Genomic DNA, 12,779 nt, shown 5'->3' on the forward strand with positions numbered 1-12,779 from the left:
TTTAGTCTCTTAATCTAAAGGCATCATCTATGATGCTTTCATACTGTATTCTTACGGCTTCTAAGCTAAACTTCTCGATTATTCTATCTCGAGCCTCTTTTTCCACCTCAGATACCCTATCTTTTTCCATAAGCATCACTTCTAGAATCTTATTAGCAAACTGTGAAGCATCATAGGGTTCTACTAAAAAACCTGTAACATCATCTACAACAATGTCTTTCAAGCCAGATGTATTAAAACAAACAACTAGTTTTCCTGAAGCCTGAGCTTCCGCAGCAACCTGACCAAATGCTTCAACTATTGAGGGAACCAAAACACAATCAGCTATGTTGTAAACCCGATTCAACTCTTCAGGAGAAGAAATATGTCCTAATGATATTTTTTCAAAAAAATAATCCTTATCAACATAAGCCGCTTGCTCACCAAAAGTAACTATTTTAATTTTCCTAAAATGCTTCGGGATTATTTCCTTCAAAACCCTCAAGGATTCTTCAAGCACAGCCCCACCCTTTATTTTATTTTTACTTCCGTCAATAGCTCCAAATACAAGTACGAAATCATTTGGTTCTAGCCCAAAATACTCTCTTAATTCTAACTCATTCTTAATCGGGTAAAATAAGTCAGTATTAATAGGGTTTGGTAGCAATCTAATATCAAAACCATTTAAAATTAAACTTTTGCTAGCTCTCTCTCGCATCCAGTTCGAAGGCACAGTCACAATAATTCTATCCTTCAAGCCTGCAACCTGACTCATCTTTATCTTCCAGATTAAATAGTTCCAATTAACACCAAACTCTCCCATCCTGAAAAAATTATAACCCAAGTAATACCTATCATCATTTAATCTAGCATAATGCTCGGAACCAAGATAAAACCATTCATCATGTAAAGTCAAAACTGTACCACATGGGATTTTATTTATATCAAAAACACTTAAGGTATCATTATTAACCCAGTGAACATTAAAAATCACATCATTTTGCTGAAGCTTTCTGATTACAGGAGAATAGGAAAAGAAATTCAATGAATGTTTTATAGGATTTACATCATAAAATGTAAACTTAAAAACCATATAACCTATTAGCCTTTTTACAAACTGAAAACTTATTTTACGAACCTCATCTTGAGATACAGACATAACTTTGAACTTAGAGTTCAGTAAATTCTTAAATTTACCTGCCGCAATCCCAGCGCCGCCCTTATAAAAGGAATATGATATAAACATTACTTTTAGATTCAAAATCTTAACCCAATAAAAACTAGAGAAATAACAAACATAAAAACTGCCTCATTTTAAATAGAAATTCATCCATTGAAATATCAACAGTTAAAAACCTAGAAAAGAAAAGCAATCCTGCAACTGGAACGACATAATAAATTAAATCAGAACATAGATTTACCTTAAACCAAGTGTAAATAAACAGAAAAATTTGAAATATTGCATAAAATGAAAATCCAATTTAGTAGGGAAACGCGTAACAAGTCCAACTTGCTTATCTTTTTGACCTCAAACTCCAGATTTTGCTGAATTCCAAGCATTATTCTGCCATTTACCCCCTAAATTTCACCAAAAACAGCGAATTCAGGTGATGTTAGACACACCTATCCCGCATTTCGTCGAATCAGTTGGTCAATTTTGAACACGTTGGCGAGCGTAAATAACATCGCAAGCTTGTTATCATTATTAGCCAGCCCACGATAACGGGTCTTGGTGAAACCAAATTGCCGTTTGATAATGCGAAACGGGTGCTCAACTTTCGCACGAAGACTCGATATGCCGTATTCAATGTTCAACGCGACTTTGTTTTTGCGTGGGTGCTTTTTCAAAGCCGCCGTTTTGCTTGGGCGTTGAGAGATAAACCAATCTACATCATACTTTTCCAGTTCTTCTCGTTTCTGTGCGCCAAGGTATCCGGCATCGGCAAACACCGCGGACTCCTCACCATGCAATAGCTTATGCGCTTGATTTAAGTCATGCTCATTGGCGGCGGTGGTGCTAAATGAATGGACAATGCCGAGTCTGGCATCGACTCCGATGTGCGCTTTCATACCGAAATAGTATTGGTTGCCTTTCTTGGTCTGGTGCATCTCGGGATCGCGTGTTCCTGTTTTATTCTTGGTCGAACTGGGCGCATCGATAATCGTGGCATCAATTAAAGAGCCTTCTTTCAAGAAAACATTCGCATCGACTAACCACTGATTCACTTCCTCAAAAATTTGCCGAAATAGATGGTGTTTTTCCAGAAGATGACGGAAATTCATAATGGTACAACTATCTGGAATCGCTTGATTGAGTGACAAGCCAGCAAACTGGCGCATTGAGGCAATCTCATAAAGCGCATCCTCCATCGCTTCATCCGCAAGGTTATACCAGTTTTGCATGCAATGAATACGCAGCATGGTGGAAAACGGATAGGGTCTACGTCCATTGCCGGCTTTTGGATAATACGGTTCAATAATCGCTTCAAACCGTTTCCACGGCATCAGCTTTTCCATTCGACCAAGAAACACCTGCTTACGAGTCTGATACTTTTTTTGCGCGAATTCGCTGTCTGAAAAGCTGAGTTGAGTCATGAAAACTAATCCAAAATAGTCAAAAGAGTGGGAATTATCTCACAGAGACCAAAACGAGGGACTTGTTACGCGTTTCCTTAATAAATGGGAGAAAAAAATAAAGCATTGTCAGCCACTATTCTAAAATATATTATAAATATTAAAAACCATTTAACTAGAACCCTTTATTATCAGTTGCGTTGCTTTTTTTCCAATAATTTTTTTCACCATACTCTTAAGTCTTAATTGTATTCTAGAAATGTAGAAATACAGAGCACGAATGGAGTATTTATGGGATGCAGATACTTTAGAATACTCATTAAGCACTTTCTCTCTTTGAACATATGAAACCCCTCCAACTTCAATCGTTGAGATTATTGTTCCAACATACTTAAATAAACAACCCTTAACATAAGCATTATAAATAACATCGAAGTCAGCAGCTAACTTAAAGCTAATATTATACTTATTGGATTTATGATATCTTGTATTCAGAAAGGTACTTTGATGCGAAAAACACATACCTTTCCAAAGATTGCCAAGGTTTGTTTTGGCTTTAAATACTTTTTTAAAATCTCCGTAATCGGCTAAGACATCACCGAACAACACTATTTCTTCATATTTCTTTTCAAGGAAGATATCTTTAAGTGTCGTTGGCGCATGAAACCTATCCCCACCATTCATAAAGTTAATCCATTCACCTGTGGCTAAATCAATGCCTTTATTCATCGCATCGTAGATACCCTTGTCTTTTTCAGACACCCAGTAGTCGATGGCGTGATCGTATTTTTTGATGATGTCGAGGGTACCGTCGGTGGAGCCGCCGTCGATAATGATGTATTCGACATTGTCGTAGGTTTGATTGATGACGCTGAGAATGGTTTCCTCTAAAAATTGTTCGCCGTTATAGACCACGGTGACGACAGTGATGAGGGGTTTGTTAGATCCTTCACTTCGTTCAGGATGACAGACTGCACCCGCAATCATGGTTTCATTTGGAATTAACCCACCGACTTTAAAGTAGCCTTTTGTACGCAAGCCGCCTTCGCCTTGGCGGTTTTCACCGGCCGGTAGAAATACTTGGGTTTCAAACTGATCTTCTGGCTTGGCCGATTGCTTGATTAAATCTGCAATCACTTCCGGCTCAGATTTGACCATTCGGCGGGTGGTGCTGTAGGTTTCATCAAGAGTTACTATTTTATTCACTTAGGGTTTCCACTTCTTTCCTATCTGTGAGTGCTTTTAGCCACTCGATAGGGCTCAAATTATCAAATATCATTTCGGCAGTTTTACCGCCGCTGGTCTTTACAAATTCTTCGGCAAACAGTCGAAACAAGCCAGCTTTAGGCGTTTCATTGTCTTTTAGTTGAACAGACACACGATTCATCAGCGTATCGTTTACCGCCTCGCCATACAAGTGGTTGAGTAATTTTGCAAAAGTCTCTTCTTTGATTGTAACCAAATGCTTGGCAAAACTGCCATCACTGATGCCACCCAGCTGACGGACTTCATATTCAAAAGCCTGTTTTAGCAAAGGACTGTTGGTATTTCAGCTCAATCTCATAAACCAAATTGCGAACTTTGGTTTCAGTCATCTTTAAATCTAACGACATTTCATGAAAGTCAGTTTGACCTTTTTCATTCTTGAACTGACCGTCTTTGAGCAATAAGTGAAGCAAATAAATTTCACATTCACGCTTAGGCATAGCACCAAAACCGTTTACTAGAAACTTATCAAGAAACAGCTCGCAAAACGAATGAGCATTGTTAATCTTCCATAAACCCTTCTGCACTACCCTAAAGCCTTGAATTTTTTTAAGATAAATCATTCTTTATCTGTTCTAGAATTGCAAAGGCTTTATCAAAATCATCCTTCCTTAACAAAATATCACGTATTGCTGTTTTTAATTCAGTAGATGAAATACCTTCTGTTCTCTTTAAATATACTACTTCAACTATATCATTTAAAAAATCAAACTTTCCTTTCCAGTCATCTCCCATTGCGAAAACATCAACATCATACTTTTCTATATCAGATTTCTTTTGTTCCCAGTTTGACTCTTTAATAACAAGATCAACACATTTTAAGCCAGAAACAATTTCAGCTCGTTGCTCCCAAGGAATTATTGTTTTTTTTCCTTTCAAAGAATTAAACTCATCAGAAGAAACTGCAACAATCAACTTATCACCGAGGTTTGAAAGCCTCTCTAGCAACCTAAGGTGTCCTACATGAAAAAGATCAAAGGTTCCATAAGTTATAACAGTTTTCATTTTTTTCCTAAAATAATTTTTAATAGTTTAATAATAAATCCAGGTAAAATCTTTCTAAGTAGTGATTTTATTTTTGAAGAGAATGACTTGACTTCTGCTGGCTTATTTTTAATAGGTGTTTTCCAAGTTTTTCCATAGGCAAACTCTAAAAAATCTTCAACTGTTCCAGGCGCATTAAAAATACAGCCTAAAAACTCAATTTTTGAAGTTTTTTTAAAAAACCTATTTGGCAAAAAGTCACCATTACACTTCCGTCCACCAAAAGACTTTTTGAATATATAAATATCAATGTAATCATTTTTTCTAATTACTGACAAAAGGTCATTTTCATATCTTGCTACCTCGAAACCTTTTTCTCTTAGAAAAAAAAGCAAGTCGATAACTTTAATTCTATCTTCATCCAATATGTATATATCTGCATCTTCATCATGAGAAATAAAATCATTATCTCTATATGCCCCAAGTAAAGTTCCATAAATTAAACCAAAAAACACACCATCTTTATCCAAAACAGACTTTAATAAAAGTAGATTTTCCGATGCTATAGATTTATCAATAATTTTTCGGCCATAATATAAGGCGGTTGGCTCATACTCATACCCCCCGCTACTTGTTTTTATTTTTTCCATAAACAACACTCTTTAAAACAAACGCAAATATAAAAATACCCTTATTATGCGTATTCTGTATAAAATCCATTTTATTATCAAAGTAATTCAAAACATAATTTGCAAAAGCTAGAGATATGAGAGATGAGATTGCTGCTCCAACAATGCCGTATTTTGGTATTAATAAAAAATTAAGAATCACATTCAATATGGCACCAATAACAGTTCTTGATGCAACTTTTTTCAACATATTTTCTGCCGTTAGATATCTTCCTGATACAGAACCAAGTGCCGTAAATGCAGATGCAAACATCAAAATCACTAATACAATTGCAGAACCTTTATATTCCACACCATAGGTTAAATTAATTAACAGATCACCAACGAGAAGTATAATAAAAAAAACCAACATACTCGTCCAAAAAACAAATGCTGATAAATAAACTAAGAACCTTTCATACTTTAAAACATCATCTTTAAGCTTAACAATTAAAGGAAAAACTGAAATTGTTAAAACATATGGAAACATAACCCAAGCAAGATACAAATTCACAGCGGCTGAATATAAACCGTTATAGTATGATCCAATCATGTACTGAATCATAACCTGATCTGACTTCATATAAATCAATACTGCTATGCCAGTTATAATTTGTGGCCATGAGTCTTTAAGCAGTTGTTTGGCGATACTGAGATCAAAGTGTTTGTAAAAGCTGCTGTGCTGATTTATTTTGTAGGCAATAAAGTAGCTAATCGCTAAGCTGAAGGCATCAAACGCGGTAACCAGCACAAACCAAATCAATTCGGCTTCATTAAGCACGAGGTAGATTTTAATGACCGACGATAATGCAAGCTGGATCACTTTGCATATCGAGACAATTTTGGCGAGCACTTGAGATTGAAAGTAGAACTCAACTACTTCAAAACTCTGAAAAATCAGCCCGGCGGCGATTATAAAGATAAAAGTGTTGGTGGTGGCATCATTACTGGTGAAAGGCACAATGACCGCCATCAGCCCCATGACCATAAACGCGCCAATGATTTTTAGCCAAAAGGCGGTGCCAAGAAAAACATCGCGCTTTTCGGGGAAATTGACGAGTTCGCGCACCATAATGCCGTCTAACCCGAGTTTGGCAATGCCGCCAAAGATGGCGGTAAAGGCCAGCACATAGCTAAACAGACCAAATTGCTCTGGGCCAAGATAACGCGCTACCCAGATGCCGACAAACAGGCCGGCAATAATGCGCAAGAATTGTTCGGCCATCATCCAGCTGGTGTTTGTAAAGTAGCGGATGAAGCCTTGGTGGTTTTTAAGTGCAAGTAATTTAGAAATCAAGCCAAATCCACCAGTGATTTTTTATTGTTCAACAAATCAATCTTTTCCGGCACAATATCCAAAGCCATAACTTCATAATTTTGTGCCAACAAAACGGCCAATGAAAGGCCTACGTAACCCGTACCCGCTACTGCTATTTTCATAACTACCCTTTTACAAATCATGCCAACCTATTTTGCGCAAATCTTTTTAACTGTCGATTGTTCATTTAGCTGAACGATATTCATATAATGGCAAAAATCATTTTTAGCTAAGCTAGTTATTAACCGCTTAGATAGATCAAATCGATAATAGGATTTAGTATCAAGTTGCCATTTAATACTGAACAAAACCTGCGCCTTTTGTTTACTTGTTATCTTGTTCCAAGCAGGCAGCATTGACATGGTTGTTAACCAATGCACTTTCGAGTTTTGTCCCAGAACCAATTGAAGACCGCTGAATATCTCAGCAAATTGCTTATCAAATTCATTGAGCCGTATTTTTGTTTCAAGTACTTGTAATTGATAGTATGGGTTTGCAGGTTGCACACTTACCGCTTTTACAGCATATTTATTCGCTAGCCTTAATAAGCTAGCAACCTCTTTCTCAACAGCATCCGATTGCTGCAATTGATAAGCTTGCCACTGGAATACTTTTGATAAGTAATAATAGGCTTTTGCATTATCAACCCAAAGCAGTGAGGTGTTAAGCAACTGTTTCGTTCTTATTATTTGCTGTTCAGAAGGCAGGTTATTTGCACTCCAGACATCAACTTTACTCGTGGCGGAGCTAAGCATTGCCGAGCTAACAAAATAACGTGCGGAGGCAATTAGACAACCAATTACCAGAAAAGCAAACAACCACTTAACCAACCTTTGCACCAATAAACGGCCTAACCATTCAGTCTGGAACACATTCAACCTTAATCGAAAAACTTTGATTGACTAATCAGCCGTGGATTTACAACAAGCAATTTTTCGACCTGTTCCACACCGACTAATGATCGCGCGTATTGGATTGCTTCCTGAAAAACTGGCGGCCGATAACGCATATTGTGCGCATCACTCGCCATAATCGTTAGCTTATCTTCCATTAAAAAACGGATGGCGGTTTCCTTTACCTTAACGCCAAACTGTCCTGTCAAAGCACCTAGTGTCAATTGCGTTAAACACCCTTTATCAATAAATTGATCAAGTTTAGACGGCTCTTTTATGAAGGCTTTATTACGTTCAGGATGGGCAATCATAGGCACATAACCTAACTGAAGTAACCATTCGATCATTTCTATTGCACCATGCGGTATGCGATCTGAAGGGAATTCTATAAGCAACACTTTTTTCCCTTGCCACTCCCCCAGAGCAGGCAACAGTTCCTTTTTTACCAAAGGAATAACTTCTGCTGCCAATCGTATTTCTGCTGCTGCCGCAACTTTTAGGGGTATCGACTCTTGCTCTAACGCCGCTCTAAAAATGCTCAATGCCTCAGCAATCGTTTTTAAGTCATTATCATAGCGACCAATGTGTATATGCGGCGTACAAACCATATGGGTCACCCCACACTCGACAGCTTGCTTAGCCATTTTTACGGCACTTTGAAGATCTCTAGCTCCGTCATCAATTTCAGGTAACAAATGGTTATGCAAGTCATACATAAAACAAACGGGATTTATTTATTGTAGCCATAGTAGTCATAGTAGCCTTCGTGATAGTAGCCTTCTTTTTGAGCCTTCTTAATGTTCACTTGGTTCAACACTACGCCCTTCAATGGTGCATTATTTTGCAATAATTGCCCCACCCCTTTCACTACAGTATCAACGGGAGTCGCATCACCTTTGATAACATAAACGACCTTGTCAACCGTGCCAGCAAGGACTAGAGCATCACTGACCGCATTTACCGGCGGAGTATCGATAATAATTCGTTCGTACTTTTGTTCTAAACTAGCAAGTAATTCCGTAAATCGATTATTCATCAAGAGTTCAAGCGGGTTTGGTGGAACATTACCTGCAGGTAGCACGTCCAGATTATCAACCGTGTATATAGCCTCTTCTAACTCTGAGACACCGGATAACACATTAGCCAGACCAGCAACACCAACACCTATACGCAATTTCTTTGCCAAGTTCGGACGACGCATATCCGCTTCAATTAACAAAGTCTTTTCCATATTGCTGATTGCAAAAGCCAAATTAGTTGAAGTAGTGGTTTTCCCCTCCCCAGGTATTGATGAGGTAACCATTATTTTCTTATAGTCATGTTTCAGAGAGGTTAACATTACACTCGTCCGTAAAGTATTCACGGATTCAATGTATGAACGATCTTCATTTTTATGATAAAGCTCAACCAAATCTTCAGAAAATGCTTTTTTCACTTTAACAAGCGGCAGAACCCCTAAAACCGATAGGTTTAACTTTGATTCGACCTCTCTAGAGGTTTTAAAGGTATTATTTAAAGCTTTTAACACAATAAATAGCGTTACGATAAGCAGCATTGCGAGAATCGCTGCCAATACCACAATTAACTTTTTCTTAGGCTTGATCGGCTCTAACGGCTTCAAAGCTTTATCAACAATGGTTGCCGTTACATCTAACTGCATATCAGATGTTGCATTGGTTTCTTTAATTCGAGTTAGGAACGTATTGTAGAGAGCCTGATTAGATTCGACTTCACGTTTAAGTTGCGTTAACTCAAACTCGTTAGACGCCACTTTTTTGATTTGCGATTTATTACTCCAAACAGCCCCTGCAAGCGCTTTTTCATTAGCACGAGCGATTTGATATTTCTTTTCAATCCCTGCTACAATTTGCTCGACTTTAAGCTTCAAACCGGCTTGAGCCGACTCCAACTCCTTCTGCGCAGCCTTCATTGAAGGGTGTCGACTGCCATAACGCTCTGACAGTTCTGCAACTTTCGCTTGCGCCTTAGCCTCTTCTGCAATGAATGTTTGAATAACAGGATGGCTTAATACAGCAGGAATCGAAGCCAATGCTTCCCAACCTTGCGGCTTTGTGTCACGCACTTGAATATACTGACTCTCTGCCTCTGCACGCTCAGCTTTTGCCGTGACCAACTTACGATTTAATTCTGAAAGCTCATTTGCCGAGACGGTGACAATACCGTCTAAGTCAATCAACCCTTTTTCTTTTTTAAAGGCTTGCAGAGCCTCTTCCGCCTTTGACAACTTAACCTTCAATTCGGCTAAACGCTGATTCATCCAACCGGTTGCTTCGGTTGAAGCAGCAATCGACGCTTCTAGCTTAGTATTAATGTAGCTTTCCGCAATTTTATTGGCGGCAAGTGCAGCGGTATGTGGATCTGCCATTTCAACGCTAATATTGACTAACTGACTTTTTTTGACCGGTGTAACACTGACGCGCTTCATAAAAGCAGAAACCACTCGTTCAAAAACTTCCGATTCAGTTAACGCCTCAGGAGCCCCGGCAATATCGATTAGAATTTGATCCTTCCACAACCCAAAGCCATTCGAAAGAGAGACATCTTCTGATTCCATTAAACTTGAGTTATTCATTACCTCATCGGACACCAACCAATTTAAAACAAAGGATCGCCAATTAAACAGAGGCTCTGGTTTCTGTGCCGGATCAAACTCCCTATGGTTAACAAGGTTTAATTCCTGAACCACTCGTTCAGCAACAGTACGAGACTTGATCAACTCAAATTGAGTATTTAGGTACTCGTCGCTATTATCTATTCCATACAGCTCTTCAACCGATACAACCTGCGCCTCTTTGGAAGAAATTTGCAAGCTCGTAGTCGCTTTATAAACCGGCTCCATTTGCGAAACAATTAGTACTGCAAGCACTACAGCTAAGCCTGTAAAAGAAACAATTGACCAACGCCTTGCCCACAAATATTTGAAAATCGGCAGTAAGTCGATCACATCATTATTTGCTTGTTCGGAACTTGAAAAGTTATTTTGGAAGGATTCGGAATTTGCATTAGACACTGATTGACGACCATGATTACTTTGATAACTCATTAAAAGAACCCTTCCCCAACCGTTACAGAATCACCTGGTTGAATAAAATTCTTCATTTCAATTGAATAAGCAGTTTTTGACTCATCATTATCATGAACCACGGTAATCTTACTTTCAGAAGCCCTTTCAGTAAGCCCACCCGCTAAGGCAGTAAGCTGCGCGACAGTCAAACCTTGTTCAAACGGAAAGCTACCCGGTTTTTTTACTGCACCAGTGATAAAGACTTTCTTAAACTCTTTAACATTAACACTATCACCTGGACCAACTTCAACTTCCATACCTGCAAGGGTTTCAGTTTGTGCCAGACCTTTTTCACGAATGATAAAAATGCGTTTTTCATCCGCTTCTTCAGTCAGACCTCCTGCCAACGTAGTTGCACCACGCACTGTCAATCCTGGTTGATAAGGATAGCCGCCCGGCTCGTTTACCGCACCGCTAACATAGATTTGACGATATTCTTCAACACTTACCGTTAACTTGGGATCTTTTAAAAAGCCATCTTTTAATATATTGACTAATTTTTCCTGCAATTGCTTCGCTGTTAACCCTTGAGCCTCAATATCACCAACAAAAGGATAAGAGAATTGCCCTTTTTCGTTAAGCTTTAGAGACTCAAAGCTTAATTCTTCCTCTCCAAAAACATTGACGGATACAGAGTCGCCAGCAGCCAACCTATAATCATCACTAACTTCTTGCGCCAAAACAGGGTTAAAAATCCATATCACTGAAAAAACAAATAAATATTTAAAGATGCTCAACATACCTTTCCTAAAAAATGCCCTTATCCTAAAAAAATCCAAATATCTTGAATAATTACTTCCCTTACTATAAAGACATTACAAAAGTAAGTGTGTACTGATTACGATCATAATCGTAATCCGCATACGTAGAATCCTGTTTAGTGAAATTATAACCAAGCGCAATATCGAACCAACGTCTAAACTCGTAGGTCATTTGAAGCGATGCATTACGCGCCTTATCAACTCGTGTAGAGTCCAAGTAATCTTTATGAAAATAGCTAAGATTCAAATTCGTTGAAACTTTATTCCCCCAATCATGAGCCCAGCCAAGAGAGACATCACTACTATCAATTGCATTTGAGTCTAAAGTACTTGCTTCGTCAATTCTTTGTGATGTGCTTAGTGTAAAAGTTGAATAGGTTTTAGGCTGCCATTGAATACTTGCTTTCCAGTTCACAAGATTGCTGTCGTCAACGCCGCTAGCATCAAACTGTTTTTCTTCGTAACCGACCTTCACTTCACCAGTCGTTTTCGCCGTTGCATCCCAACGAATACCTACACGACCAATATAGTTATTACTGTCTTTATCATCCGCTGTCACATAATCATTCTTAACCGCTATCACCTCAGCCAAGACTCTTGATTGACCGGCACCCTTAACAGAAAACTCCAAGCTTGCCGTACTTGACTCACGATTCAAACGATTATTAACCGCCTGTAAAGCGTCATACTTATTAAAGTTAATGCCCGCAACAATATTACCGGTTGCACTCGGAGCGCCATATTTATAATTCGCAAATAAATTTTGGTTTTTAAAGGTATCCACATTGCCAATCACCGTCGCACCGGCAGCACTGGTCGTCTTGCTTAAGTTATAACCAAAGTCGACACGGTTGCGAACATCAAACATCAAGGCAGAAACACTACTAAATGAATAATCAGTAAAACTTGGAATCGCATCTGCCGAGTAGTAACGACGAGTAACCGATAACTGGGCATCAAACATCGATTTACCCGTATCCATTCTCATGAAAAGTTTAGGGTTTACTGTTTTGATCAATGCCGACTCACCTTCACTGGTTGCTCGAATATTGTCATCATGGACTAAGGAAACGCCAAGTGTCGGCGTCCAAGACTCACCAGAAGAACCAAGTGAAGCTGGCTGCAAAGCGAATACAGGGCCACTCGCTAACAGCCCTGCGATTGAAATTAGTAAAGGTTTTTTTGAAAACATAATATCCACCACTGCTCACAAAAAAGCCACCACCCCACTAAGGCGAAGCAATGGCTTTT

The 12,779-nt window shown here is 38.7% G+C and carries 13 protein-coding genes and 1 pseudogene; all 14 read right to left on the reverse strand.

Annotated features, from left to right (window positions below; genetic code table 11):
- Nucleotide 1: 1 nt before the first annotated feature.
- Nucleotides 2-1,240, reverse strand: coding sequence for a glycosyltransferase (locus J3998_RS02040; protein WP_208147171.1), 1,239 nt, complete (start codon nucleotides 1,238-1,240; stop codon nucleotides 2-4).
- 362 nt (nucleotides 1,241-1,602) lie between these two features.
- Nucleotides 1,603-2,574, reverse strand: coding sequence for an IS5 family transposase (locus tag J3998_RS02045; protein WP_208147172.1), 972 nt, complete (start codon nucleotides 2,572-2,574; stop codon nucleotides 1,603-1,605).
- 150 nt (nucleotides 2,575-2,724) lie between these two features.
- Nucleotides 2,725-3,759 (reverse strand): glycosyltransferase family 2 protein, encoded by a 1,035-nt coding sequence (locus J3998_RS02050; protein ID WP_341829239.1) that lies wholly within the window; start codon nucleotides 3,757-3,759, stop codon nucleotides 2,725-2,727.
- Nucleotides 3,752-4,087, reverse strand: a complete 336-nt coding sequence (locus J3998_RS02055) for a hypothetical protein (protein ID WP_208147175.1) — start codon at nucleotides 4,085-4,087, stop codon at nucleotides 3,752-3,754. Before J3998_RS02055 ends, J3998_RS02050 begins: the two co-directional genes overlap by 8 nt.
- Nucleotides 4,068-4,382, reverse strand: a complete 315-nt coding sequence (locus tag J3998_RS02060; protein WP_208147177.1) for a hypothetical protein — start codon at nucleotides 4,380-4,382, stop codon at nucleotides 4,068-4,070. Before J3998_RS02060 ends, J3998_RS02055 begins: the two co-directional genes overlap by 20 nt.
- Nucleotides 4,369-4,824, reverse strand: coding sequence for an adenylyltransferase/cytidyltransferase family protein (locus J3998_RS02065; RefSeq protein ID WP_208147179.1), 456 nt, complete (start codon nucleotides 4,822-4,824; stop codon nucleotides 4,369-4,371). The genes J3998_RS02060 and J3998_RS02065 overlap by 14 nt, the downstream gene beginning before the upstream one ends.
- Nucleotides 4,821-5,453 (reverse strand): LicD family protein, encoded by a 633-nt coding sequence (locus J3998_RS02070; protein WP_208147181.1) that lies wholly within the window; start codon nucleotides 5,451-5,453, stop codon nucleotides 4,821-4,823. The genes J3998_RS02065 and J3998_RS02070 overlap by 4 nt, the downstream gene beginning before the upstream one ends.
- The gene (locus J3998_RS02075; protein WP_208147183.1) at nucleotides 5,431-6,768 is read right to left on the reverse strand and encodes a flippase; all 1,338 of its coding nucleotides are present in this window, start codon (nucleotides 6,766-6,768) and stop codon (nucleotides 5,431-5,433) included. Before J3998_RS02075 ends, J3998_RS02070 begins: the two co-directional genes overlap by 23 nt.
- Nucleotides 6,769-6,782: 14 nt before the next feature.
- Nucleotides 6,783-6,911, reverse strand: a pseudogene (locus tag J3998_RS02080) (UDP-glucose 6-dehydrogenase); the annotation flags it as partial.
- Nucleotides 6,912-6,938: 27 nt separating this feature from the next.
- Entirely contained in the window at nucleotides 6,939-7,661 is a 723-nt protein-coding gene (locus J3998_RS02085) for a hypothetical protein (protein WP_208147184.1), read from the reverse strand.
- 8 nt (nucleotides 7,662-7,669) lie between these two features.
- Nucleotides 7,670-8,398, reverse strand: a complete 729-nt coding sequence (locus J3998_RS02090; protein WP_243750550.1) for a tyrosine-protein phosphatase — start codon at nucleotides 8,396-8,398, stop codon at nucleotides 7,670-7,672.
- A 14-nt stretch (nucleotides 8,399-8,412) separates the two neighbouring features.
- Nucleotides 8,413-10,746, reverse strand: a complete 2,334-nt coding sequence (locus J3998_RS02095) for a GumC family protein (protein WP_208147186.1) — start codon at nucleotides 10,744-10,746, stop codon at nucleotides 8,413-8,415.
- Nucleotides 10,746-11,507 carry an SLBB domain-containing protein gene (locus J3998_RS02100; protein ID WP_208147187.1) on the reverse strand — a complete coding sequence of 254 codons (762 nt, stop codon included), beginning with the start codon at nucleotides 11,505-11,507 and terminating at the stop codon, nucleotides 10,746-10,748. The genes J3998_RS02095 and J3998_RS02100 overlap by 1 nt, the downstream gene beginning before the upstream one ends.
- Nucleotides 11,508-11,571: 64 nt before the next feature.
- A complete protein-coding gene (locus J3998_RS02105; RefSeq protein ID WP_208147188.1) occupies nucleotides 11,572-12,720 on the reverse strand; it encodes a surface lipoprotein assembly modifier in 1,149 nt (382 codons plus the stop codon).
- Nucleotides 12,721-12,779 lie beyond the last annotated feature (59 nt).

The organism is Thiomicrorhabdus marina, assembly GCF_017571465.1.
Lineage (GTDB): Bacteria > Pseudomonadota > Gammaproteobacteria > Thiomicrospirales > Thiomicrospiraceae > Thiomicrorhabdus > Thiomicrorhabdus marina.

Bases quoted from the DNA above. Each gene is read 5' to 3' on its own strand.
- J3998_RS02045 (WP_208147172.1), bottom strand. From the start codon at position 2,574: ATGACTCAACTCAGCTTTTCAGACAGCGAATTCGCGCAAAAAAAGTAT.
- J3998_RS02060 (WP_208147177.1), bottom strand. From the start codon at position 4,382: ATGATTTATCTTAAAAAAATTCAAGGCTTTAGGGTAGTGCAGAAGGGT.
- J3998_RS02065 (WP_208147179.1), bottom strand. From the start codon at position 4,824: ATGAAAACTGTTATAACTTATGGAACCTTTGATCTTTTTCATGTAGGA.
- J3998_RS02070 (WP_208147181.1), bottom strand. From the start codon at position 5,453: ATGGAAAAAATAAAAACAAGTAGCGGGGGGTATGAGTATGAGCCAACC.
- J3998_RS02090 (WP_243750550.1), bottom strand. From the start codon at position 8,398: ATGTATGACTTGCATAACCATTTGTTACCTGAAATTGATGACGGAGCT.
- J3998_RS02095 (WP_208147186.1), bottom strand. From the start codon at position 10,746: ATGAGTTATCAAAGTAATCATGGTCGTCAATCAGTGTCTAATGCAAAT.
- J3998_RS02100 (WP_208147187.1), bottom strand. From the start codon at position 11,507: ATGTTGAGCATCTTTAAATATTTATTTGTTTTTTCAGTGATATGGATT.
- J3998_RS02105 (WP_208147188.1), bottom strand. From the start codon at position 12,720: ATGTTTTCAAAAAAACCTTTACTAATTTCAATCGCAGGGCTGTTAGCG.